This is a genomic window from Acinetobacter sp. (assembly GCF_041919735.1).
In the GTDB taxonomy this organism is placed as follows: Bacteria; Pseudomonadota; Gammaproteobacteria; order Pseudomonadales; family Moraxellaceae; genus Acinetobacter.
In genome coordinates this window covers 1-23,749 of the sequence record NZ_JAYRTF010000001.1, presented here as the reverse complement: position 1 = coordinate 23,749, position 23,749 = coordinate 1, and the positions used below count along the sequence as shown (strand labels likewise).

Genomic DNA, 23,749 nt, shown 5'->3' with positions numbered 1-23,749 from the left:
ATCACTTTTTGGTGCAACTTTTTTCTGAAAAAAGTTGCAATAGATAAAAAAAACGGTTTGAAGAATAGATTCTTATCGAAGAAATAGAATGGAGCGGACGGCGCGCCGCAAAAATCGGCCATATATGCGGAATAAAATAAGGCGTTTATCCTAATTAAGCCGTATTCATTGGGCTGTGTGCAGTGCGTGGGCAAGTTGGCGCAGATGTGTTCAGCACTGCATGTAAAAGTGCCGGTTCAGCCGGCACGTCTCATGCATCGGCAGCCCAGCAGCTGCGGATAGGGCTTAAAATCGAGCTTAAATCTGCACAATATTTACCGGTCTTTTTGGCCATGCGCTGCGGCATGAACTGAGAACATTCAATATTCTGATCTGCGCTGTTTGGGTTGGTTCCGGCATTATTCTGAGTACATTGAATTTTGCATCAAAGCGGAATAATCAGCGCGCCATCATGGAAAACCGGCATTAAAGTGCAGTACATTCACATAAGAAGCATCTGTTGCTGGTATATTGATAGCGGCAACGGAGATCAAAAAATGAATAACATCCTTGCCGTATTGCCTTGTCATATTGTCTTGCCGTATTGCGCTGCAAGATAAGGGCCGGTTTTTTAAACTTGATTTTGGGATAGGCAATCATCAAGTTCAAAAAACTGGTGAAGTTGAAAATCTATTTTAGTTTGAATTGAGGGTCTTGCCATTATGGCCATGAATCATTTACCGCCGCTCTATCCATATCAAAAAAGCAAAAACGAAACTTTAAGCTTGGTGCATGGCATTTATGCAGGCTTGTTGCTCTGCGCTTTAGTGATTGTCTGGTACTTGGAATACCAGCAAAGCAGCATGCCGATGCTGGAACTTGGCGCATTAAGCGCATTGATGCTGTTGATGTTTGGTTTCAATGTTTTGGCTTGCCTGAAAGTGAAAAAAGGCAATAATGCAGGGCTGATTTTATCCCGCATCATGGCGGTGCTGATGCTGCTGAGTTTCCCCATCGGGACATTGCTGGGCTTATTCTGCTTATGGAAAACCACTGCCAAGCAATGGGAAAAATAGCTGCAGCCAAGCTCAATGACATGGCTATGGCTTAGGCCGTGGACATGTTTTGGTTTTCTTATCAATATGCTTAAATAATATAATAAAAATCATGAGCGTACATTATTCTGATGCTGCTGGTTTTATCTTGAATTTTCCTTGATGCGGCGTAGATTGCAGAAGAGGATGGGGCTGCAATGCACTGAGAAAATTGCTGTGCATTCCGATCTTGAATGGAAAAAAATCTGCTGAAAATTTCAGCGCTATACGGATTCAGCGCTCTGAAATCAGTAATCTAGACTAAAGTATAGTAATTCGATGCCGCTTGAGCGTGAACAGAATAAAAAAATATTAAAAATTAGCTTATTAATGCCTTATCCATGTTCTTTGAATCATTTTTTAAGATGAAATTTGGCTTTAAATTCGCTGTTTGTTTTGGTATGACCAATTAATTTATTTAAATTAACGATTGATCTTTAATTCTGTAAAAAGTACGATATTTTTGCTTTTAGATACATATTTTTTACTTTATTAAATATTGGTCATATCAATTATAGTGTAACTCGATGGGTGTTCAGACCAGTATGTGTTCTGGAAAGCATTTCAAGGAGATGACAATGCTTCAGCAATGGCAACAGATTTATGATCCGATGGGGAACATCTGGCTTTCGAGCTTGGTTGCCTTGATCCCGATTATTTTTTTCTTTCTGGCTTTGGCCGTTTTCCGTTTAAAAGGCAGTGTGGCAGGTACCATTACGGTGGTTTTGGCACTATTGGTTTCACTGTTTGCGTATCAGATGCCATCTGCGATGGCATTTGCCTCAATGATTTATGGCTTTTTCTATGGTCTATGGCCAATCGCATGGATCATTATTGGCGCAGTGTTCCTGTATAAAGTTTCCGTAAAAACCGGTCAATTTGACATTATCCGTTCTTCGATTTTATCCATTACCGAAGATCAGCGTTTACAAATGCTCTTTGTTGGCTTTGCTTTCGGGACGTTTCTTGAAGGTGCAGCCGGTTTTGGCGCGCCTGTGGCAATTACCGCCGCATTATTGGTCGGACTCGGTTTTAAACCGCTCTATGCCGCAGGTCTCTGCTTAATTGTGAATACTGCGCCAGTAGCATTTGGCGCAATGGGGATTCCAATTATTGTGGCGGGGCAGGTTTCAGGCGTTGAAACCATGGAAATCAGCCAGATGGTCGGCCGCCAGCTGCCATTTATGGTGATCATTGTGCTGTTCTGGATCATGGCGATTATGGATGGCTGGCGCGGTGTGAAAGAGACGTGGCCTGCAGTGATTGTCGGTGGCGGTTCATTTGCGATTGCGCAATATTTAACATCGAACTTTGTAGGGCCTGAATTGCCGGATATTACCGCGGCGATTGCGGCATTGGTGTCACTCACGATTCTATTGAAGTTTTGGAAGCCAAAACATATTTTCCGTTTTGCTAATGAAGATGCAGATATTCAGGAAAATTTAGCTGAACAAACACAGCAAAAATACAGCTTGGGCCAAATTGCCAAGGCATGGTCGCCATTTGCAATTTTAACGGCAATGGTCACGATCTGGAGCATTAAGCCTTTTAAGAGCTTATTTGCCAAAGATGGCGCGCTACAAGATTGGGTGATCTCGGTCAAAGTACCGTATTTGCATCAATGGGTGCAAAAGATGCCGCCGGTGGTGCCTGAAATCAAAGACTACGATGCGATCTATAAATTTGACTGGTTCTCTGCAACGGGTACCGCGATTATTTTTGCCGCTATCATTACTATTATTTTCCTTAAAATGAAGCCGAAACAAGCGATTGTGACTTTTGGTGAAACCTTAAATGAACTGAAAGTGCCGATTTATTCGATTGGTATGGTGCTGGCATTTGCTTTCATTGCCAACTATTCAGGTATGTCGGCCACTTTGGCTTTGGCACTGGCGCATACGGGTGATGCCTTTACCTTCTTCTCGCCATTCTTGGGTTGGCTGGGGGTATTCCTGACGGGTTCAGATACATCGGCAAATGCATTGTTTGCCGCATTGCAAGCCACTACGGCGCAGCAAATTGGTGTACCGGAAGTTTTATTGGTTGCAGCCAATACCAGCGGCGGTGTTACCGGCAAAATGATTTCACCGCAGTCGATTGCCATTGCCTGTGCGGCGGTCGGTTTGGTGGGTAAAGAGTCTGATTTGTTCCGTTTTACCGTAAAACACAGTATAACGTTCACAATCATGATGGGTATTTTGATTACTCTACAAGCCTATATGTTCCCATGGATGATTCCATGAGACTGAAGTGAAACTTTAAGGAAAACAGATGAAAGTCTCCGACCAAGCCGTACAGAAATTACGACTGCTGATTGAACAGCACAGCATTCAGGTTGGAGACCGTTTGCCTGCGGAGCGCAAGCTTTGCGAACAGTTGGGAGTTTCCCGCTCATCATTGCGTGAAGCCATTCAGCAGTTGATCAGCACGGGCATGTTGATCAGTAAAGCAGGTTCGGGAACTTTTTTGCAGCAGTTGCCCTCCAATTGGTCGAATCATCAAATCGTTGAGCCGCTCAGCAATTTGATTGATCAAGACCCGGCTTACCGTTTTGATGTTCAGGAAGCACGGAGCATTTTGGAAGGCGGCACGGCTTGGTATGCCGCGCAGCGCGCCACAGTGGAAGATATAGAACATATCCGCCAATGTTATGAGCAGATCGCGCATTTCCAATCGATTGGGGATGATGCGCAGGCCGCCAAAGCCGATGCTGCATTCCACTTGGCGATTGCCGAAGCCTCACACAATTTGGTACTGATTCAAATGATGCGTGGATTGTTTGACCTACTGCAGTACAACGTGGTGCTAGGCCGCCGCAAAGTGTATACCGAAGCCCGAACCTATGATCAATTGCGTGACCAGCACTTTAATGTGATGGATGCGATTGAACGCCGTGATCCTGAAGCTGCACGCAATGCAGTTCGCGGACACATTGAATTTGTAGTACAGCAAGTACGGATGATTGATGAGGAAGAAGCCCGTCGTCAGCGTGCGAGCCGATTAAATAGGACATAGACATGATTATTTCTTCTGCGAATGACTATCGTGAAGCCGCACAGCGCCGCCTGCCGCCGTTTCTTTTTCATTATATTGACGGTGGGGCATACTCGGAATATACCCTGAAACGCAACGTAGAAGATTTATCAAAAATTGCGTTAAGGCAGCGTGTGCTGAATGACATGTCGCAATTGAGCCTTGAAACCAAACTGTTTGATGAAACCTTATCGATGCCAGTGGCGCTGTCGCCTGTAGGTTTAACAGGTATGTATGCACGCCGCGGTGAAGTTCAGGCGGCTGTCGCAGCAGATAAAAAAGGTATTCCGTTTACGCTTTCTACCGTATCAGTTTGTCCGATTGAAGAAGTGGCACCTGCAATAAACCGTCCAATGTGGTTTCAACTGTATGTGCTGCGTGACCGCGGCTTTATGAAAAATGCTTTGGAACGCGCCAAGGCTGCGGGCTGTTCAACTTTAGTTTTTACCGTGGATATGCCTGTTCCGGGCGCGCGTTACCGTGATGCGCATTCTGGCATGAGTGGGCCAAATGCCGCGATGCGCCGTTATATGCAGTCTTGCTTCCACCCGCATTGGGCCTGGAATGTTGGCCTAATGGGCCGTCCGCATGATTTGGGCAATATCTCTAAATACCTAGGTAAGCCAACAGGCTTGGAAGATTATATTGGCTGGTTGGGCAATAACTTCGATCCTTCAATTTCATGGAAAGACCTAGAGTGGATCCGTGAATTTTGGGATGGTCCGATGGTGATCAAAGGCATTTTAGACCCTGAAGATGCCAAAGATGCGGTACGTTTTGGTGCCGATGGCATTGTGGTGTCGAACCATGGTGGCCGCCAGTTGGATGGAGTTTTATCTTCAGCGCGCGCTTTGCCGCCAATTGCTGATGCAGTCAAAGGCGACATTAAAATCCTCGCTGATTCAGGCATCCGCAATGGTTTGGATGTGGTTCGTATGCTGGCGCTAGGTGCAGACACCTGTATGCTTGGCCGCGCATTTGTCTATGCTTTAGGTGCAGCAGGCGGTGAGGGCGTAAGCAACTTACTGGAACTGATCGATAAAGAAATGCGTGTCGCGATGACCTTGACGGGTGCGAAAACCATTGCAGATATTACTTCGGATTGTTTGGTGAAGTTGGATAAAGAGTTGGCTGAATAATTACTTTTGATAGTGAATCCCTCCCTTTTGTAAAAGTGGGAAATGTTATTTGATTCAAATAGCGATACTCCTTCTCCCTTTGGGATGAGGTTGGGATGAGGGGAGGATTATTCCTTCATTTAATTGAAAAGCACCTCTCCCTAACCCTCACTTGCGCTGAGTTTTAAAGCAGTGCTTTAAAACACGCTCAGGAGAGGGAATATTAAAAAATGGAAGATGTTATAAATATGCAAACTCAATCATCACAGCAAACCATTCAAAAACTCATCAATATTGTCGGTAAACAACATGTGCTGACCGATGATAACGACACACGCCTTTACCGCCAAGGCCGCCGCTACGGTTCTGGTCAAGTGCTGGCGGTTGCAGTTCCGGGGACATTGCTTGAACAATGGCAAGTGCTGAAAACTGCTGTTGAAGCAGATTGTATTGTGATTATGCAGGCCGCTAATACGGGATTGACGGGAGGTTCAACGCCTTTTGGTGAGGATTATGATCGTCCTGTGATTTTGATGAGCACGCGCCGCTTAGCGGGTATTCAAGTGATTAATGAAGGTCAGCAAGTGATTTGCCTGCCGGGCGCAACCTTAGACCGTCTTGAAAAAGAATTGGCGCAGTTTAACCGTGAACCGCATTCGGTGATTGGTTCATCGTGTATTGGTGCATCCGTGCTTGGTGGCGTGTGCAATAACTCAGGCGGAGCATTGGTGCGCCGTGGGCCTGCTTATACTGAGCTGGCGCTGTATGCACGGGTGAATGATGCAGGTGAACTGGAGCTGGTTAATCATTTAGGTGTTCATCTGGGGGAAACGCCTGAAGAGATTCTGACTAAACTGGAAAATAAAAATTATCAGCTGAATGACATTGTGAATAATGCCAGCTGCTGTGCATCAGATCAGCGTTATGCGCATGATGTGAAACAAGTCGATGAAAATACTCCAGCCCGTTTTAATGCAGATCCATCGCGTTTATTTGAAGCTTCTGGTTCTGCGGGTAAAGTTTGCGTATTTGCCGTGCGTTTGGATACTTTTGAAAAAATCCCGAGCCAAGTATTCTATGTTGGTACCAATTCGCAGGATGATTTAACTGAAATCCGCCGCTTCTTACTCAAAGATTTGCCACGTTTGCCGATTGCTGGCGAATACATCCACCGTGTAGCCTATGACATTGGTGCAGAATACGGTAAAGACACTTTTGTCTTTATTGAGAAATTTGGCACCGCCAAAGTGCCTGCCGCATTTGCCATGAAAGACAAGGTCGATGGCTATTTAGAAAAAGTGGGATTACGCGGTTTATCAGATAAAGTTTTGCAGCTGATGACCAAATTTATGCCGAATCATTTGCCAAAACGCATGAATGAATTCCGCGATTTGTATGAACATCATTTGGTGATCCGAATTGAAAATCAGGATGCCGAATTAGCTGAAAACTATTTAAAAACCTATTTTCAAGCCAAGGCAACAGGCAGTTATTTTCCTTGCACAGAAGAAGAAGGCCGTAAAGCCTTTTTGCACCGTTTTGCTGTGGCTGGCGCAGCCATCCGCTATCGCGATACGCACCGTTCAGAGGTAGAAGATATTGTGGCGCTGGATATTGCTTTGCGCCGCAACGACCGTGAGTGGGTGGAAACTTTGCCCAAGGAAATGGATGAATTGATTATCCATAAATTGTATTACGGTCATTTTCTTTGCCATGTGTTCCATCAGGATTATATTGTGAAAAAAGGCGTGGATCCTTTAGCCATGGAACATCAAATGTGGCATTTATTGGATCAACGCGGCGCAGAATATCCAGCGGAGCATAATGTTGGGCATCTTTATGTGGCTAAACCGGCTTTAAAAAATCATTATCAAAAACTTGATCCAACCAATAGTTTTAACGTCGGAATCGGGCAGACCAGTAAACTCAAATATTGGAAATAAGCATTTTCCGTAAGTGCTAATTAGCTCAGACTTGTATTTAAAAGCCAGTGAATCATCCGCATTGGCTTTTTCTTAGGATATGTGAATAATAAAATAATAAGTAAATAGAATTGCTTAGAAAAATACGTCAATGATAAAACTGCGATTGCATTGACCTAAAGCACAGACAAATTTTGCTGAATTGCCATCGTAAAAGATAAAAATAGCGTTAAAGTATTATGCAACAAGTTGCAAAGCCAAATATAAAAGGATTCCGCATGACAACGACTAGCTATGCAAATATTTTAAAACCACTGCATTTAGGTTTTACCACGATTAAAAACCGCGTGGTGATGGGCTCCATGCATACGGGATTAGAAGATCGTTTTTATAATTATCCTAAATTGGCAGCTTATTTTGGTGAGCGTGCAAAGGGTGGGGTTGGCCTGATTATTACTGGTGGTATTTCACCAAACCGCCAAGGCTGGTTGCTCCCAGCAGGCGGCACCATGAATAGCTTGGGCGATGTTGCACCGCACCGTTTGGTGACGCATGCCGTGCATAAGCATGGCGCAAAAATTTTGATGCAAATTTTGCATGCAGGACGTTATGGTTATCAACCCTTTGTCGTGTCTTCAAGCGCAATTAAATCGCCAATCTCGCCGTTTAAACCGCGCCAGCTGAGTGAAAAACAAATACTTGCAACCATTGATGATTATGCAAACTGCGCCAGCCTTGCTAAAAAAGCGGGTTATGATGGTGTAGAGATTATGGGCTCTGAAGGCTATTTGCTGAATCAGTTTTTAAGCCGCCATGTCAATCAGCGTACCGATCAATGGGGCGGTGAAATTGAAAACCGCATGCGTTTTGCTGTGGAAATTGTGAAAGCTATCCGCGCTAAAGTGGGTGAAAAATTCATTATCTGCTTCCGTTTATCCTTATTGGATTTAGTGCATGACGGCAACACCATGGCAGAAGTGATTACCGTGGCGAAAGCATTGGAACAGGCAGGCGTCACATTATTAAATACCGGTATTGGCTGGCATGAAGCGCGCATTCCAACCATTGTGACTTCTGTGCCGCGGGCGGCGTTTGCGGACTATACTGCCGAGGTGAAAAAGCAGGTATCGATTCCAGTTATTGCGTCTAACCGTATCAATATGCCGGAGACTGCGGAAGAAATTTTAGCTTCGGGCAAAGCCGATATGGTGCAAATGGCCCGCCCATTATTGGCAGATCCATTCTGGGTGAATAAAACTGCGACCAACCGTGTCGATGAAATCAATACCTGTATCGCCTGCAACCAAGCGTGTTTGGATCATACTTTTAAAAATCAGCGCGCTACCTGCTTAGTCAACCCGCGTGCGGCTTTTGAAACTGAACTGGTCTATGTAAAAGCGGCTAAGCCTAAACGTGTGGCGGTGATTGGCGGCGGCGTGGCAGGCATGTCGGCAGCCACTGTTGCGGCCAGCCGTGGGCATCAGGTGACTTTGTTTGAAGCCAGCCATGAAGTAGGCGGGCAATTCAACTTGGCCAAAGTGATTCCAGGCAAAGAAGAATTTCATGAAACCATCCGCTATTTTAAAGTGCAGATTGAAAAAAACGGTGTCGAACTGCGTTTGAATACCAAAGCAAGCCGCGATCAGCTGGAACGCGAAGGTTTTGAAGAAGTAATTGTGGCGACAGGCGTTGTGCCGCGTGCGTTGCAGATTGCAGGCAGTGATGCGCCGCAAGTATTGTCTTATGCAGAAGTGCTGCGCGGTGCGCCAGTCGGCAACCGTGTGGCGGTGATTGGTGCAGGCGGCATTGGTTTTGATGTGTCTGAATTTTTACTCAAACCGCCGCATCAGCCGCAACCTCAGCCTTTGGCGGACTGGCAGCGTGAGTGGGGCGTCGATCCGAATCCTAATTATGTGACTGAAGGCGGCATGCAGCCAGCTGAAGTGCATGAGCCTGTCCGGGAAATTTATTTGCTGCAGCGTAAAACTACTTCGCTGGGAGCCGGGCTGGGCAAAACTTCGGGCTGGGTGCACCGCGCGCAGCTGAAAAAGCATCAAGTCCGCATGCTGCGCGGCGTGCAATATAAAGCAGTGACGGATGAAGGTCTATGGGTTGAACATGCAGGACATGATCAATTGCTGCGTGTAGATACTGTGGTGGTGTGCGCAGGTCAGGAGTCTGTCAAAGATGTTATGCCATCGGAGACTGAAAAAACTTTGGCCAATTATCATATTATTGGCGGTGCAAAACTGGCGGCAGAGCTGGATGCAAAGCGCGCCATCCGTGAAGGTGCGGAAATTGCAGCCAAGCTGTAAAGAATTGGTGAAACAATATTCATTTGAATGATTTAGCCTGAATTTTTTCTTGTCATAATGCCGAAAGCACCGTATTATGGCGTCCATGGAAGCGTGGCAGAGCGGTTTAATGCACCGGTCTTGAAAACCGACGAGGGCGCGAGTCCTCCGTGAGTTCGAATCTCACCGCTTCCGCCAAATATCTAAATAAGCCCTTGTTTTTACAAGGGCTTATTTTTTGTCTGTAGTTTTACCCCTCAACTTACCCCTCATCAAATTTTGGATTGGATTGATTTCTTTTGGTGGTATTTGGAAGATTAAGGAATATAGTTTAATAAGCTGTATTTAAATCTAACTATATTCTTATTCAAACATTTCTTAATTATAAATATTTTCACTTCCCATTTACTTAGCTTGCTTGACGCTCTACAGCGTGCAGATTATCCTTAATCTGCTGACCTACATCGTCAGCGGGTTTTAGCAGACCCATTAACAAAGACAATATGTGAAATCTCATTTTGCATGTTGTGGACCCGTTCGTCCCCCTTTCTTTGCGGTAGGGCGGAGGGGGGACGCGCTTGCGCGTGCTGGTTTCTTTGTTACCAGTCTGCTAACCCTCCTTCGTTCTGCCACCATCATATTAGCAGTGATTTGGCAGGATTCTTTTAAAACAAAGGAGTACGCCATGCGCTTACATCAAGACCGTCTTTTATATTTCTCTTTTTACATGTTTGTGCCGTTGGATGATTAGACCTGATGCTGTGCAGTCAATGCATAGCTGTGTCGATGACTTTCTAAGAATAAAACTTTTTTAAGTACATATTACCGATATGAAGATGAATCTCTCATGCTGTTTTGAGGGGCATAGATTTGTGTGCTTTATCGTCTATAACACTTCAAAAAAACATAGATATTCATTCCAACATTTATGACATGGGGAACACTGTGTCTGATTAAGACCAAGACCAGTGATGCCTATAAAAAAGAGAAAATGATGATGTTTAAAACCTTCCTAAAAACGACCCTGATTTCATCACTACTTGCAGGCGCATCATTGGCGCAGGCAGGCTGGTTTGCACAAGCCAGTGAATCCCACCTTGTTCAAGCACGTCATACAGGCGGTGGGGTTTATCAATGTCTTTATAAAACCAATCCTGGCAACCGTGGTTGGCGTAATTTCACGGTGAACTTTCAAGGTGGTTGTCCACGTTTTGTTCACTTTAATGCGCAGAATGGTCAAGTCACTGTGCCCAACTAAATGAGGGGAACATTCAAATGACCCAAAAAACCATCTTGGGCTTGGCGGCAATCTTAGCCCTGACCTTGATCAGCATCGCAGGCTTCTATTTCTTTAGCCCCAAACATGCAACTGAAAAAACGGTTCAAGCTAACACTTCTGAGGTCAGCTCTGCACAACCTTTAGAATCTGCCAGTTCAGAAGCAGTATCCACTGAGATTGCAGCAGCGGAAGTGGATGGGATTGATGTCAAAGAATTGACCACGGGAAGCAAAAGTCTGAGTCCAGCAGACCATGAACCTGAATTGCTGAGTTTTGAGTTTGATCAAAACCTTAAGGCGGCGGATAACTTACTGTCGATGCTGCCTTATGATGAACTGCCTGAATTTGAGCAGGACAATATAGACAAGTATCAACGCTATATCTTTGCCAAAGCCGCAAAAGATAAAGGCAAATCAGTGCAAGACTTTAGCTTGCAAGAACATGGCGCACTGGAGTCGGAGCAAGCGGGTAATCGCTACTACGTCTATAAATTTGATAACGGCACAGACTGTGAAATCCATTTGGCTAGCATTGATTTAAATACAGGCGATTATGGCGTGAGCTATAACTACTGCTAAGGATGAACTTGATGAAGCAACTTTTAAAACCCTTACTCCTCGCAGTGACTACAACGACAGGCATCATGTTGAGTGGCTGTAATGCAGGTCTTGATCCAAACACGTTTACGGTAGAACTCGATGTAATTGATACCAGTAATTGGTATGCCCAAAATCAATCCGCTACGGTATTGACCATCCGTTCCAATATTGCAGAGCCTCTCGATGTCAGCAATGTTTCTGTCAATCATGGACAATGTCGTTATGAAGGCTATCGTCGATCATTGGAATATCCGCAGCATTTTAAGATGGGGCAACGTTTAAGACTGAAATTAACAGACTGTAGCTACAGTAATGTGGTGCAGGTTGATGTCGAAACAGATAAAGGTACTGCAAGCTATAGCTTTCAATAGCGACTCTCCTCGACAAAGCAAAATTAAATCAAACCGTGTCCTCAATGGGCACGGTTTTTTTATGCCCTTCATTCAGCGCTTTGCACTGAATTCATTTCGCAAGGAATCCTCATGTCTTTTATTCGATGTCCCTACTGTCAGTCTACCCAGGTCAGACAAACCGATTCAGGCAATGCGCATGCCAATTATTTTGAGCAACTACAACGTTGTATCTCACCAACACAGATGGCGATGTTTGGCATGCAGGTCGCTCGCAAGTCAGGCTTTTCACCACTCTTCGGTGCAGCCGTTGGGGTCGTGGTGGGTGGCGTACTGGTGGTGGTGAGTCAGTATGCCTTTGAAAAATACTACAACAATGCCGAGCAGTATCTCTGTTTGGATTGCCAACAAGCGTTTGCATGGGTGCCGTAATTGCATCTCTGACTTTACACGGTTACATCTTTGAATAGATGGATTGTTTAAACCCTTTCAGCACATTTCTGCATCTTTACATCTTTCACTTTTATTTAAGGAATAATCAAAATGGCACATCAACTTGAACAAATGGCGTATGTCGGACAAACCCCTTGGCATGGTCTGGGCAATCAACTTAGCCAAAACCAACCGATTGAAGTCTGGGCCAAGCAAGCAGGTATGGATTGGCGTATTGAATCATCCAATGTCAGCTACATGGCTCAAAACTCACGTGGACAAAGCATCATCATGCCGTATGAAGAACAACGGGTACTGTATCGTTCAGATACCCATACCCCTTTATCGGTGGTGAGTCAGCGTTATCAGGAAGTCCAGCCAATGGAGATTCTGGAATTCTACCGAGACCTAACGGAGCAATCGGGCTTTGAACTGGAAACCGCAGGTGTCTTAAAAGGTGGCAAGAAGTTCTGGGCCCTGGCACGTACAGGACAAACCGCAGAACTTAAAGGTGGGGATGTCAGCAATGGCTATATTCTGTTGGCAACCGCATGTGACGGCACGTTGGCGACCACAGCACAATTCACCAATATCCGTGTGGTGTGTAACAATACTTTAGCGATTGCCTTACGAGGGCAGAGTTCCAATGCAGGCGTGGTCAAAGTACCGCACAGTACTAAGTTTGATGCCGACAAGGTCAAAGATCAACTCGGTATTTCAGTGAAAACATGGTACGACCACATGTATGAAATGAAACAACTCACCCAGCGTAAAGTCACCCAGAAAGAAGCAGCAGCTTATTTTGATGCGGTATTTAACAACAATAGCCTAAGTGCGATGGAACAGGAGGATAACATTATTCAGTACTACCGTAATGTTGCATCTCAAGCCAATCCACAGCCCAATAAAACTGAACCGAATGGACGTGCCATGACCAAAGTCATGAATATGTTTAATGGGCAGGGACGTGGAGCAGACTTATCTTCAGCCAAAGACACCGCTTATGGATTGCTTTGCGCGATCACAGAATTTGTCGATCACGAACGTCGCGCGATGAGTACTGATCACCGCCTTGACTCTGCTTGGTTTGGTGCAGGGGCAGCATTGAAACAACGTGGATTGGAACAAGCTTTACACTTGGCTGTTTAAGCTTGATTTAATCTTGAGATTCTATCATCAGGGCATGTGATCCGTACGATCAAGTGTCCTCCTAATCAACGATCCCTCTTTGCCACATCTTCGGATGTGGCTTTTTTTATGCCGTTTTAAAATCAATGATAGAAGGATAAACCCATGAATCAGATTATAAACCCAACAGTAACGTCTCAATCTCAGTATTTACCAACTATAGCCAATGACAAGCCTAAACAAAGTCAATCAGGTTCAAAACGCAGCTTAAATGCCAAACGTCTGATCAACACCAAACAACTGGACTATCAGGCATGGCTGGAAGTGCGTAAACAGGGAATAGGCAGCAGTGATGCCGCAGCTGCCTGTGGCTTGAATCCCTATATGTCGATGCTGGAACTGTGGATGATCAAAACAGGACGGGTACAGCAAAATATTGAAGATGAAAGCTCAGGACATGCACCTTTATATTGGGGCAAGCAGCTAGAACCGCTAGTGGCTGAATACTACAGTCTGCATACCAATAATAAAGTCCGTCGGGTCAATGCGGTACTGCAGCACCCTGATCCTGACAAAGCCTTTATGTTGGCGAACTTGGATTATGCCGTTGTGGGCAATGAAGACGTGCAAATCCTAGAATGTAAAACCGCAGGGGAATATGGTGCCAAACTGTGGCGAGATGGTGTGCCGTTATACGTGTTGTGTCAGGTACAACATCAACTGGCGGTGACAGGTAAACAAGCGGCACATATTTGTGTGTTGCTGTGTGGGCAGGAAACCAAAATCTACAAAGTCAGTCGTAACGAAGCCCTGATTGAACAAATCATTCAGGCAGAACGATTATTTTGGGAATGTGTTGAAAATGACGTTCCACCAGCAGTGGATGCCAGTGAATCGGCAGCCAAAGCTTTACAACAGCTCTATCCTGAACATACTCCACTGAGCTGTGTTGATCTAACGGAGGTCCAACTTGCCAATGAACTGTTTGATCAACTGATTAAAGAAAAGAAGCAGATTGAACAACACCAAACTCAGTTTGACCTACTTAAACATCGTGTTCAAGCACTGATGCAGGAGCATGAGCGTGCCGTATTTCAGCAAGGTTCGGTGACATGGAAAAAGAGCAAGGACAGTATTAGCCTAGATACCAAATCCTTACTTCAGCACCAACCTGAACTCATCCAACAATACCCACTGCAGAAAGCAGGCAGCCGTCGTTTCAACATTTATCACGATTAGCTCAAAGCCTAGAGCCAAACGCTCAGCAAGAAGAAACCTGAAATCCCGTGCAGCCCTGCACGGGATTTTTTATGCCGATTTTAATTTAAGCAAACAGTGCAACACATCTAAACATCTCAACGACAGAGGAATTTCAACATGATTAAAGGTCTAGCAATCACACCACCCATCTTGGGACGGATCAGTATTGGCCGTGTAATAGAAAAGAATGGCAAGCGTCTGCCAGAGAAAGACGATCAGTTCACCATTACCAGTCAAATACAGGGTAAGGACGGTTGGATTAAACACCCCTTGGATGAGCAATTGCGTAGCCAAGCACCGAATCAAAAACTGCGCAGCATCCCTGTGCGTATGATCTTCAATGACCCTGAATTGAACTTACGTGCCGAGTACAGCTTGTTTGACCGACAGACAGGTCGCCCGATTTGTGTGGGGAATGGTCAAACCTGCCAACGTATGACATCACAAGGTGTAGAGCAACATCCTTGTCCATCACCCGACTTATGCCCACTTGGACAAGGTGGACATTGCAAGCCTTATGGACGCCTGCATGTCAATTTAGGTGAAGCAGATGAGTTTGGGACTTTTATTTTCAGAACCACAGGCTTTAACAGTATTCGCACTTTGGCAGCACGTTTGAATTATTACCATGCAGCTTCAGGTGGTTTGTTGTCGTGTTTACCATTGCAGCTCACCTTGCGTGGGAAAAGCACCACCCAAAGCTATCGTCAGCCTGTGTATTACGTGGATTTAACGTTACGGGAAGGTGTGGATTTGCAATCCGCGATACAGACAGCCAAGGAGATTCACCAACAAGGTAAGCAGGCTGGGTTTGATCAGGCGGCATTAGATCAGATTGCGCGGCAGGGTTTTGCCAATGCCAAGTTTGAGGTGCATGCAGAGGAGGGGATGGAATTGCTAGAGGAGTTTTATCCAAACAATGACAGTGCTGTAGATACGGAGCATTCAGTGCAATTGAGCTATGTGCAGGAGATTCAGCAGGGGTTGCAGCAGAGTGTTAGAGCTGTGAATTGAGCACAGTTGAATTATCTAGTCAGCTTGGTAAGTCAATTAATGGACTCTGAACAAGTTGGCTAGTCACTAATTGAAGGGAGCTTCGGCTCCCTTAATTTTTTTGTTATTCAGGAGTGATAATGCAGGCTTCAAAAATAGCGATCAGTCCATCTAGCCGGCAGTTGAATCCATCAATATTGGCCTGAATCCAAACTTCTTTATTGTCAATTTTGTCCCATTGTACGCCATAGCCGCAGTGGGCGAGTAAATGCTCAAAGAAAATACGCTGAGTGCGTCCATTGCCTTCTCTGAAAGGGTGAATGATATTAAGTTCACAATAAAAATCAGCGATTTTTTGGATAAGTGCTGGTTTTGCTAAACCTTGAAAATAGTTCTGCTGCTCAAGTTGCTTGAAGAGCTTATTGGCTTCAATTTCAATACGTGGGAAGGTACAAAAGCGGGTATCGCCTTTGGCAATATCCACTTGTCTTAGTTCACCTGCCCAGGCATACAGGTCTGAAAAGAGCTGAAAGTGAATGGATTGCAGGTATTTGAGATCGTAAGGTGGCTCCGCATACTCAATGCGTGTGCTGGCATACTCAGTCAACTCCAGTTCTGCCTGTTGCAGAATTTCAGCATCCTGAATGTTTAGTTTGTTTTTGAGGACGTCCGAGTCGGGGTAACAGTAAATGCTGTCACCCATTTCACCATATTTATCCATAAGGAAGCCTGATCACGATTCCGAGGTCTGTGAGAATTTCTTATATTTCTGTAGAATCTGAGCTTTACTTAATGCCGGTGCGGTTGAGGATGGGTTAATGCCTTCCAGCTTTAAACTGGCTTGATAATTCTGCAAGCGGGTAGCTTGGATATATTTTTTTTTCTGTTCGAGAGTGTTTAGCATTTTGGAATTTCCTTGAACAAAGATAATGTAAGCCTAGTTTAGCAGATGGGCTTATAAATAGGCACGGCTTTCAAAAGTAGGGTTGTAGCGTTATGGTGGATGAACCTTCTATGAGAAAAATCTGAAACCAGACGACAAAATTTGTCGCTTAACTGTCATGCAATAAATGAATAATCAACAATCTGCTTTTAAATAATATAATATTATCCAATAGTTAAAAAATTATCAGTATTATCTCTAGTAACCGAAGTGTCGCCAGATACTGATCACAGATAAGAATTCAGGAATTGATTCACCACTATGACCAACAATAACTTTTCACAAATCGCTTCTTTCATCTGGTCGGTTGCCGACCTGCTGCGTGGTGACTTCAAACAATCGCAATATGGCCGCATCATACTGCCATTTACGTTGTTGCGTCGTCTGGAGTGTGTACTGGAAGAAAGCAAGGCTGCGGTACTGGCAGAACATGAAAAAGTCTCCAAGCTGAATCTGCCAGAAGAAGCTCAAGAAAAGTTATTGCTGCGTGCCACCAATGGTCTGGCGTTCTTTAACATCTCCCCAATGGATCTCAGCAAAATGGGGCAGAGTGACATCAAGGCCAACTTAAGCACCTACGTGCAAAGTTTCTCCAAAGATGCCCGTGAGATATTTGAATACTTTAACTTCATCGAATTTGTGGGCCTCCTCGATGATGCCAACCTTTTGTATAAAGTCGTGCAAAAGTTTGCCACCACGGATCTGAGTCCAAAGAACGTATCCAACCATGACATGGGCTTGGTGTTTGAAGAACTGATCCGTCGTTTTGCCGAAGGTTCTAATGAAACCGCAGGGGAACACTTTACCCCGCGTGACATTGTACGTTTGACCACTGCACTGGTGTTTATGGAAGATGATGACGTGCTGACCAAAGACGGCATTATCCGTACCATTTACGACCCGACAGCCGGGACGGGTGGCTTCCTGTCTTCAGGGATGGAATATCTGCATGAGCTAAACCCGAATGCCGTAATGCGTGCCTTTGGTCAGGAGCTTAACCCAGAATCCTACGCCATCTGTAAAGCCGACATGCTGATCAAAGGTCAGGACGTGAGCCGAATTAAACTCGGTAACACGCTGTCAAATGACCAGCTTGCTGTTGATCAGTTTGACTACATGCTGTCGAATCCACCCTTTGGCGTGGACTGGAAAAAGATCGAACAGGACATCAAGGACGAGCATGAACAAAAAGGCTTTGATGGCCGTTTCGGTGCAGGCTTGCCACGGGTATCGGATGGTTCACTATTATTCCTGATGCACCTGATCAGCAAGATGCGTGATGCCAGTAGTAGCGAGAGTGGCAGCCGCATCGGGATTATCCTGAATGGTTCACCTTTATTTACCGGTAGTGCAGGCAGTGGTGAAAGCGAGATCCGTCGCTACATTTTAGAAGCTGACTTGCTGGAAGCCATTATTGCCTTACCGAATGACATGTTCTACAACACCGGGATTGCCACCTATATCTGGGTACTCAGCAATAAAAAAGCCGCTGAACGTAAAGGCAAGGTACAGCTGATCAATGCCTCAAACCTCAGTACCAAAATGCGTAAGTCGCTGGGTTCAAAACGTAACTATCTGACTGAAGCTGAAATTGCCACCATTACCCAAAATTACGGTGACTTTGTCGCGGTAGACACCTTGGCGCAGGATGGCGAAACCGAACAGCAAAAACCATTCGCCAGCAAGATTTTTGATAGTCATGAATTTGGCTACCGTCGCGTGACCATTGAACGTCCATTACGTTTATCGACACAGATCACGGATAGCGCGATTGCTGCATTACGTTTTGCGCCAAAACCGTTTAATGCCGTGATGCAAAGTATTGATGCGCAATTGGGCACAGCCTTTGGTACAGCGTGGACAGCAGAAACTTATGGTCAGTTGCAGGACGTGGCGCTTGAGGTGCGTGCCCTGATTAAAGCCGAGTTCCCTGAGCTAAAAGAAAAAGACATTAAAGAGGTATTGGATAGCAAAATCTGGCTATTCCAGAAAGCCCTGATGGAAAAAGCCGAGGCGTTACAAGAGGTGATTGGTACTGAGCAGTTTGATGACTTTAACCAGTTTGATGAAGTGTTGAAAAAAGCCCTCAAGCAGACCGACATGAAGCTGGATGCCAAAGAGAAGAAACAGCTGTTAGAAGCCATCACCTGGAAAAATCCTGAAGCTGAACCGGTGATTAGCAAGGTCTTGAAACATGCGGAAAATCCACTATATGGCCAGTTCAGCTACCAGGGCAAAGTGGTCGAGTTTGTGCAGGATGGTGACTTGCGTGATGCGGAGAACATTGCACTGAATCCAAAAGTCAGCACTACAGAGCTGATTGAAGATTACTTCAAACGTGAAGTAAAGCCACACGTGCCGGATGCCTGGATCAATGCTGATAAGCGCGATGAAAAAGATGGCGAGATTGGCATTGTGGGTTATGAAATTCCGTTTAACCGTCATTTCTACGTGTACCAGCCACCGCGTGACTTAGCCGAGATTGATACAGATCTTGATGCGGTGAGTGCCGAGATTATGCAGCTGCTACAAGAGGTGCATTCATAATGGCAAAGTATCAGGCGTATACGGAATATAAGGATTCAGGGGTTGAGTGGTTGGGGGAGATCCCTAGTCATTGGAATTTATATTCTTTAAAACGATCAGTCGATAAATGTACTAATGGTTTTTGGGGGAGTGAGCCTGATGGAAGAAATGATCTTTGTGTTTTGCGAGTAGCTGATTTCAATCGTGATAATTTTACGATAAATGAGGATAAGCTTACATTACGATCTGTTTTACCAAAGGAAGCGGAAAGTAGATTACTTAAAAAAGGTGATTTATTGATTGAAAAGTCAGGTGGTGGTGAAAAGACATTAGTCGGTTGTGTTGTACAGTTTGATAAAGACTTTCCAGCTATTACATCAAATTTTGTTGCCAAAATGACACCGAATGTAATAACTGACAGTAAATATTTAACTTACGCGTTTGCTCATTTATATTCAGGACGTGTTAATTTTCCCTCAATTAAACAGACTACAGGTATTCAGAATTTAGATTCTGAAGCCTACCTGATGGAAAAATTTGGATTCCCTTCCAAAAATGAGCAAATCCAAATAGCCAACTTCCTCGACCACGAAACTGCCAAAATCGATCATCTGATTGAAAAACAAAAACAACTGATTGAACTGCTTAAAGAAAAACGCCAGGCAGTAATTAGCCATGCCGTGACCAAAGGACTCGACCCAAATGTCCCGATGAAAGATTCGGGTGTGGCATGGTTAGGGGAAGTGCCGGAGCATTGGGAAGTCGTTAAACTAAAATATGTAGTTAAACAAATAGTTGATGCCGAACATAAAACTGCACCTTATTTTGATAATGGTGAATATCTTGTTTGTCGAACTACCAATGTACGTGATGGTAATTTACGTTTAGATGGCGGAAAGTACACTAACTATGAAACATTTATAGAATGGACACAACGAGCCACCCCCGAAGTAGGAGACATTCATTTACTCGTGAAGCACCCGCTGGTGAAGCGTGTATTTACGATGGATCAATCCCATTATGCTTAGGACAAAGGATGGTATTGTTTAAACTTGAAAAAGAAAAAGTTCTGCCAGAATTTGTCTTATATTCTCTCTATTCAGGTCTGGCTGATGACTTTATCAAACAGCTTTCACAAGGTAGTACAGTCGTTCATTTTAATATGTCCGATATTCAAAATATTCCCTTGTTTGAATTGCCATTAGAAGAACAGAAACAAATTATCCAATATCTGTCTCTAAAATTAGAAAAATATGACACGTTGATCAAATCTGCTGAATCAGCAATTCAACTTATGCAAGAACGCCGAATCGCCCTGATCTCAGCCGCAGTGACTGGAAAAATCGATGTCCGCAACTGGCAATCGCCAACGGTTGCTGAGGCAGACACGGAGTTCAGCGCATGAGTCTAGACGCCACCCGCGAAAGCATTTTCCAGAACGACATCATTCAGCAGATGCTGGCTCAGGGCTGGCAACTCGGTACGCCACAAGGCTACAACCGTGAAACCGCCTTGTATGAACAGGACGTACTGGATTTTGTGCAACAGACCCAAGCACAAGACTGGCAGAAGTTTCAGCGCATCTTTCCAAATGATACCGAACGGCATTTTCTCGATGCGGTGGTTGCCCAGCTAAAAAAAGCCGACATCAATGCCACTGATGAACAGTCACGTAGCTATGGCACCTTGGGTGTACTGCGTCACGGAGTTAAAACCCGCAGTGCCCGTTTTTTCCTGTGTCAGTTTAAACCAGAACATGCGCTGAATCCCGATACCTTAGCCAATTACAAAAAGAACATCTGCCGCATTGTGCCAGAGTTGGTCTATAGCCCGTATGCTACGGCTGCCGAGTTACAGGACATGGGCAAACAGGCCAAGAAATGGCGCATTGACCTGGTGCTGTTTATCAACGGCTTTCCGGTGGCAACACTGGAACTCAAGTCCGAGTTTAAGCAGGCCGTGCAGAATGCCATGTTGCAGTACAAACGTACCCGCTTGCCGAAAGATCCAGAAACCAACAAGCCTGAACCCTTGCTGATGTTTAAGCGTGGCGCATTGGTACATTTTGCCGTGAGTCAATACGAAGTCTATATGGCGACCCAGTTGGCCGGAGAAGATACTTTCTTCCTGCCATTCAATAAAGGTACGCATGACGGTGGCGCAGGCAATGATGTGCCAGAAGACCAGAATCAGTACGCCACCGCCTATCTGTGGAATGAAGTCCTCACACCGGACAATTTGCTGAATATCATTGGACGTTTTGTCCATCTGCAAATTGAAGAAAAAGAAGACTGGGAAGGACGCAAGTACAAAAAAGAACTGCTGATCTTCCCACGTTACCACCAGTGGAATGTGGTCACCAAACTGATCAATGCCGCCTTAGAGGAGGGCACTGGACAGAAATATCTGATTCAGCACAGTGCAGGTTCAGGTAAGTCCAACTCGATTGCCTGGACAGCACATCAGCTCTCGACCCTGTACGATCAACAGAATCAGAAACTGTTTGATTCGGTGATTGTAGTCACGGATCGTACCATTCTGGATGCCCAGCTACAGGACACCATCTACCAGTTTGAACATGCCGATGGCGTGGTCGGACGCATCAATAACAAAGAAGGTGATGGCTCCAAATCGGAAAAACTGGCCAAGGCACTGGAAACCTCACAGCCGATTATCATTGTGACCATCCAGACTTTCCCCTTTGTGCTGCGTGCGATTGAAAACAGTACCAATCTGAAACAGCGACGTTATGCGGTGATTGCCGATGAAGCGCATTCTTCACAAAGTGGCTCTACGGCACGACAACTGAAAGAAGTGTTGATGCTGGAAGAGCGCGAAGAGGATGCTGAACTGTCTTCGGAAGATATTCTGGATGCGGTGGTGGCTGCACGTAAGGGCAGTAATAACCTCAGCTACTATGCCTTTACCGCGACACCGAAAGACAAAACCCTGCAACTGTTTGGCCGTGTACCCAATCCTGAGCTCCCGCCATCCAAGCAGAACAAGCCGGAAGCCTTCCATGTTTACTCCATGCGCCAAGCCATTGAAGAAGGCTTTATTCTGGATGTGCTGAAAAACTATACCAACTATAAAGTGGTGTATAAGCTCAAACAAAAAATTGAAGAAGCCGACAAACAGGTCGATGCCAAAAAAGCCAAGATCAGACTGAATCAGTGGGTGCGCCTGCATGACCACAACATTTCTCAGAAAGTGAAAGTCATTGTCGAGCATTTCAAAAATAACGTGATGGGCTTATTGGGTGGACAGGCCAAAGCCATGGTGGTGACCAGTTCACGTAAAGAAGCGGTGCGTTACAAGCTCGCTTTTGATAAATACGTGACGGATCAGGGCTATAAGTCCATTCAGGCTATGGTCGCATTCTCGGGTGAGGTTGAGTTTAATGACAAGGATACCGACAGCAGTGGTTTAGTCGGGCAGACCTTTAATGAACGCAACATGAACCCGGGGCTAAAAGGGCGGGAAATGCGTAAGGCCTTTGATAGTGATGACTATCAGGTGATGCTGGTGGCCAACAAGTTCCAGACTGGCTTTGACCAACCGAAACTGTGTGCTATGTACGTGGACAAGAAACTTGGCGGTGTGGAATGCGTACAGACCTTATCACGCCTGAACCGCACCTATCCGAGCAAGGCGGAATCTGGCACCTTTGTCTTGGATTTCTTTAACGATCCCGAAGACATTCTGGCAGCCTTTCAGCCCTATTACCAAACCGCAGAACTGGCCGATGTCTCCAATCCGGATCAGATCTTTGACCTGTTTGAAAAGCTGAAAGCTACCAAGATTTTTCTGTGGACGGAAGTTGAACAGTTTGTAGAAGCCTTCTTTACCAAGAACAAATCCAATGCTGCGATCAGTAATATCTGCAAACCCGCGGTTGAACGCTGGCAGAAACGTTATAGTCAGGCCATCGAAGCCTATAATACCACCAGAGACATGCTGGAACGCTGCAAGAAAACCAATGATGCGGTGCTGATTGCTAATGCCGACAATGCCTTTAAAGAGGCCAAGCTTGAAAAAGACAAGTTGGAAATCTTTAAAAAAGACTTGGGCAGCTTTACTCGTTTTTACGAGTTTATGTCGCAGATCGTGGACTACGATGACAAAGAACTGGAGAAGCTCAGTCTGTATGCGCGTAACCTGCGTCCATTGCTGCGTGAAACCGCAACGAAAGATGATGAGGTGGATCTGAGTAATGTCAGCATGAGCCATTACCGCTTGTCCAAGATCCGTCAGCAAGACATCAAGCTGAAAGAAGATGCCGAAGATTTTAAGCTAGAACCGGGCAATGACCTCGGTGCAGCCAAGCCACGTGACAAGAAAGAAGAGTTCCTGTCACAGATTATAGAGCGTCTGAATGATGTCTTTATCACTGATAACCTAACCGATAAAGACATGCTGAACTATGCCTATACGGTACGTGACAAGCTGGCGGAAAATGAGATTGTGATGAAGCAGATCGCCAACAATACCCGTGAACAGGCCATGCTGGGTGATTTCCCGAAAGCGATGGATGATGCCATTCTTGGTAGCAGTGCCGCACATCAGGAACAGATGATGCAGTTGCTGTCTGATCCGGCGAAGGCTAGCATATTTGCACGGGTGATCTTTGATATGTTGAGCAGTCCAAGATGACCGCTAAATTAACAAAGGGGGGCTTTGTTGCACAAACCTATCTGTAAAGGCTTTTTCAGCGATATAATTTTCAAATGAAGAAGCCTACACACAAAATCTACCGCACAACCAATTGGCCCGCATATAACCGAGCACTCATGAGTCGC

19 protein-coding genes, 1 tRNA gene and 1 pseudogene are annotated in these 23,749 nt (G+C 45.2%); 19 read left to right on the top strand and 2 right to left on the bottom strand.

What is annotated here, in order from left to right; translation table 11 throughout:
• The first annotated feature begins 182 nt into the window (after positions 1–182).
• The 15 genes from ACE3T3_RS00105 (at position 183) to ACE3T3_RS00035 (ending at position 15,502) form a co-directional block, all read left to right on the top strand.
• A complete protein-coding gene (locus tag ACE3T3_RS00105) occupies positions 183–353 on the top strand; it encodes a hypothetical protein (protein ID WP_374662986.1) in 171 nt (56 codons plus the stop codon).
• 348 nt (positions 354–701) lie between these two features.
• Entirely contained in the window at positions 702–1,055 is a 354-nt protein-coding gene (locus ACE3T3_RS00100; protein ID WP_374662985.1) for a hypothetical protein, read from the top strand.
• A gap of 590 nt (positions 1,056–1,645) precedes the next feature.
• The gene (gene lldP, locus ACE3T3_RS00095) at positions 1,646–3,316 is read left to right on the top strand and encodes an L-lactate permease (protein WP_374662984.1); all 1,671 of its coding nucleotides are present in this window, start codon (positions 1,646–1,648) and stop codon (positions 3,314–3,316) included.
• 28 nt (positions 3,317–3,344) lie between these two features.
• A complete protein-coding gene (gene lldR / locus ACE3T3_RS00090; protein WP_374662983.1) occupies positions 3,345–4,088 on the top strand; it encodes a transcriptional regulator LldR in 744 nt (247 codons plus the stop codon).
• A gap of 2 nt (positions 4,089–4,090) precedes the next feature.
• Positions 4,091–5,245, top strand: coding sequence for an FMN-dependent L-lactate dehydrogenase LldD (gene lldD / locus ACE3T3_RS00085; RefSeq protein WP_374662982.1), 1,155 nt, complete (start codon positions 4,091–4,093; stop codon positions 5,243–5,245).
• A gap of 227 nt (positions 5,246–5,472) precedes the next feature.
• A complete protein-coding gene (gene dld / locus ACE3T3_RS00080) occupies positions 5,473–7,167 on the top strand; it encodes a D-lactate dehydrogenase (protein WP_374663211.1) in 1,695 nt (564 codons plus the stop codon).
• Positions 7,168–7,424: 257 nt separating this feature from the next.
• Positions 7,425–9,461: an FAD-dependent oxidoreductase gene (locus ACE3T3_RS00075; protein WP_374662981.1), complete on the top strand. Its 2,037-nt coding sequence runs from the start codon at positions 7,425–7,427 to the stop codon at positions 9,459–9,461.
• 87 nt (positions 9,462–9,548) lie between these two features.
• Positions 9,549–9,638 (top strand) — tRNA-Ser (locus ACE3T3_RS00070).
• Between the two features lie 799 nt (positions 9,639–10,437).
• Positions 10,438–10,698, top strand: a complete 261-nt coding sequence (locus ACE3T3_RS00065; protein WP_114237855.1) for a hypothetical protein — start codon at positions 10,438–10,440, stop codon at positions 10,696–10,698.
• A 17-nt stretch (positions 10,699–10,715) separates the two neighbouring features.
• On the top strand, positions 10,716–11,297 hold the full coding sequence (locus ACE3T3_RS00060; protein ID WP_265466089.1) for a hypothetical protein: 582 nt from the start codon (positions 10,716–10,718) through the stop codon (positions 11,295–11,297).
• Positions 11,298–11,308: 11 nt separating this feature from the next.
• On the top strand, positions 11,309–11,689 hold the full coding sequence (locus ACE3T3_RS00055; RefSeq protein WP_265466088.1) for a hypothetical protein: 381 nt from the start codon (positions 11,309–11,311) through the stop codon (positions 11,687–11,689).
• Positions 11,690–11,800: 111 nt separating this feature from the next.
• Positions 11,801–12,100 carry a hypothetical protein gene (locus ACE3T3_RS00050; protein ID WP_096902831.1) on the top strand — a complete coding sequence of 100 codons (300 nt, stop codon included), beginning with the start codon at positions 11,801–11,803 and terminating at the stop codon, positions 12,098–12,100.
• Positions 12,101–12,211: 111 nt separating this feature from the next.
• Entirely contained in the window at positions 12,212–13,249 is a 1,038-nt protein-coding gene (locus tag ACE3T3_RS00045) for a DUF932 domain-containing protein (protein ID WP_265466087.1), read from the top strand.
• Between the two features lie 144 nt (positions 13,250–13,393).
• Entirely contained in the window at positions 13,394–14,467 is a 1,074-nt protein-coding gene (locus ACE3T3_RS00040) for a YqaJ viral recombinase family protein (protein WP_374662980.1), read from the top strand.
• A gap of 138 nt (positions 14,468–14,605) precedes the next feature.
• The gene (locus tag ACE3T3_RS00035) at positions 14,606–15,502 is read left to right on the top strand and encodes a hydrolase or metal-binding protein (RefSeq protein ID WP_374662979.1); all 897 of its coding nucleotides are present in this window, start codon (positions 14,606–14,608) and stop codon (positions 15,500–15,502) included.
• A 103-nt stretch (positions 15,503–15,605) separates the two neighbouring features.
• Here the strand turns inward: ACE3T3_RS00035 and ACE3T3_RS00030 are convergent, their stop codons facing one another.
• Both ACE3T3_RS00030 and ACE3T3_RS00025 read right to left on the bottom strand, forming a co-directional pair.
• Positions 15,606–16,202, bottom strand: coding sequence for a putative adenosine monophosphate-protein transferase Fic (locus ACE3T3_RS00030; protein WP_374662978.1), 597 nt, complete (start codon positions 16,200–16,202; stop codon positions 15,606–15,608).
• A gap of 12 nt (positions 16,203–16,214) precedes the next feature.
• Entirely contained in the window at positions 16,215–16,385 is a 171-nt protein-coding gene (locus ACE3T3_RS00025) for a YhfG family protein (protein ID WP_000935322.1), read from the bottom strand.
• Positions 16,386–16,685: 300 nt separating this feature from the next.
• On the opposite strand from ACE3T3_RS00025, the gene ACE3T3_RS00020 reads away from it, so the two are divergent.
• From ACE3T3_RS00020 to ACE3T3_RS00005, 4 genes and pseudogenes are all read left to right on the top strand, one after another.
• A complete protein-coding gene (locus tag ACE3T3_RS00020) occupies positions 16,686–18,971 on the top strand; it encodes an N-6 DNA methylase (RefSeq protein WP_374662977.1) in 2,286 nt (761 codons plus the stop codon).
• Positions 18,971–19,712 (top strand): annotated as a pseudogene (locus tag ACE3T3_RS00015) (restriction endonuclease subunit S); the annotation flags it as partial. The gene ACE3T3_RS00020 and the pseudogene ACE3T3_RS00015, both read left to right, overlap by 1 nt.
• Positions 19,713–19,875: 163 nt before the next feature.
• Positions 19,876–20,355 (top strand): restriction endonuclease subunit S, encoded by a 480-nt coding sequence (locus tag ACE3T3_RS00010; RefSeq protein ID WP_374662976.1) that lies wholly within the window; start codon positions 19,876–19,878, stop codon positions 20,353–20,355.
• Entirely contained in the window at positions 20,352–23,603 is a 3,252-nt protein-coding gene (locus tag ACE3T3_RS00005) for a type I restriction endonuclease subunit R (protein WP_374662975.1), read from the top strand. The genes ACE3T3_RS00010 and ACE3T3_RS00005 overlap by 4 nt, the downstream gene beginning before the upstream one ends.
• Positions 23,604–23,749: the final 146 nt, after the last annotated feature.

Coding starts and splice junctions, on each gene's coding strand:
- ACE3T3_RS00075 (WP_374662981.1), top strand. CDS start 7,425: ATGACAACGACTAGCTATGCAAATATTTTAAAACCACTGCATTTAGGT.
- ACE3T3_RS00040 (WP_374662980.1), top strand. CDS start 13,394: ATGAATCAGATTATAAACCCAACAGTAACGTCTCAATCTCAGTATTTA.
- ACE3T3_RS00005 (WP_374662975.1), top strand. CDS start 20,352: ATGAGTCTAGACGCCACCCGCGAAAGCATTTTCCAGAACGACATCATT.
- ACE3T3_RS00025 (WP_000935322.1), bottom strand. CDS start 16,385: ATGCTAAACACTCTCGAACAGAAAAAAAAATATATCCAAGCTACCCGC.
- ACE3T3_RS00045 (WP_265466087.1), top strand. CDS start 12,212: ATGGCACATCAACTTGAACAAATGGCGTATGTCGGACAAACCCCTTGG.
- lldP (WP_374662984.1), top strand. CDS start 1,646: ATGACAATGCTTCAGCAATGGCAACAGATTTATGATCCGATGGGGAAC.
- ACE3T3_RS00035 (WP_374662979.1), top strand. CDS start 14,606: ATGATTAAAGGTCTAGCAATCACACCACCCATCTTGGGACGGATCAGT.
- lldR (WP_374662983.1), top strand. CDS start 3,345: ATGAAAGTCTCCGACCAAGCCGTACAGAAATTACGACTGCTGATTGAA.
- ACE3T3_RS00060 (WP_265466089.1), top strand. CDS start 10,716: ATGACCCAAAAAACCATCTTGGGCTTGGCGGCAATCTTAGCCCTGACC.
- ACE3T3_RS00065 (WP_114237855.1), top strand. CDS start 10,438: ATGTTTAAAACCTTCCTAAAAACGACCCTGATTTCATCACTACTTGCA.
- ACE3T3_RS00100 (WP_374662985.1), top strand. CDS start 702: ATGGCCATGAATCATTTACCGCCGCTCTATCCATATCAAAAAAGCAAA.
- ACE3T3_RS00010 (WP_374662976.1), top strand. CDS start 19,876: ATGGACACAACGAGCCACCCCCGAAGTAGGAGACATTCATTTACTCGT.
- dld (WP_374663211.1), top strand. CDS start 5,473: ATGCAAACTCAATCATCACAGCAAACCATTCAAAAACTCATCAATATT.
- ACE3T3_RS00050 (WP_096902831.1), top strand. CDS start 11,801: ATGTCTTTTATTCGATGTCCCTACTGTCAGTCTACCCAGGTCAGACAA.
- ACE3T3_RS00030 (WP_374662978.1), bottom strand. CDS start 16,202: ATGGATAAATATGGTGAAATGGGTGACAGCATTTACTGTTACCCCGAC.
- ACE3T3_RS00055 (WP_265466088.1), top strand. CDS start 11,309: ATGAAGCAACTTTTAAAACCCTTACTCCTCGCAGTGACTACAACGACA.
- lldD (WP_374662982.1), top strand. CDS start 4,091: ATGATTATTTCTTCTGCGAATGACTATCGTGAAGCCGCACAGCGCCGC.
- ACE3T3_RS00020 (WP_374662977.1), top strand. CDS start 16,686: ATGACCAACAATAACTTTTCACAAATCGCTTCTTTCATCTGGTCGGTT.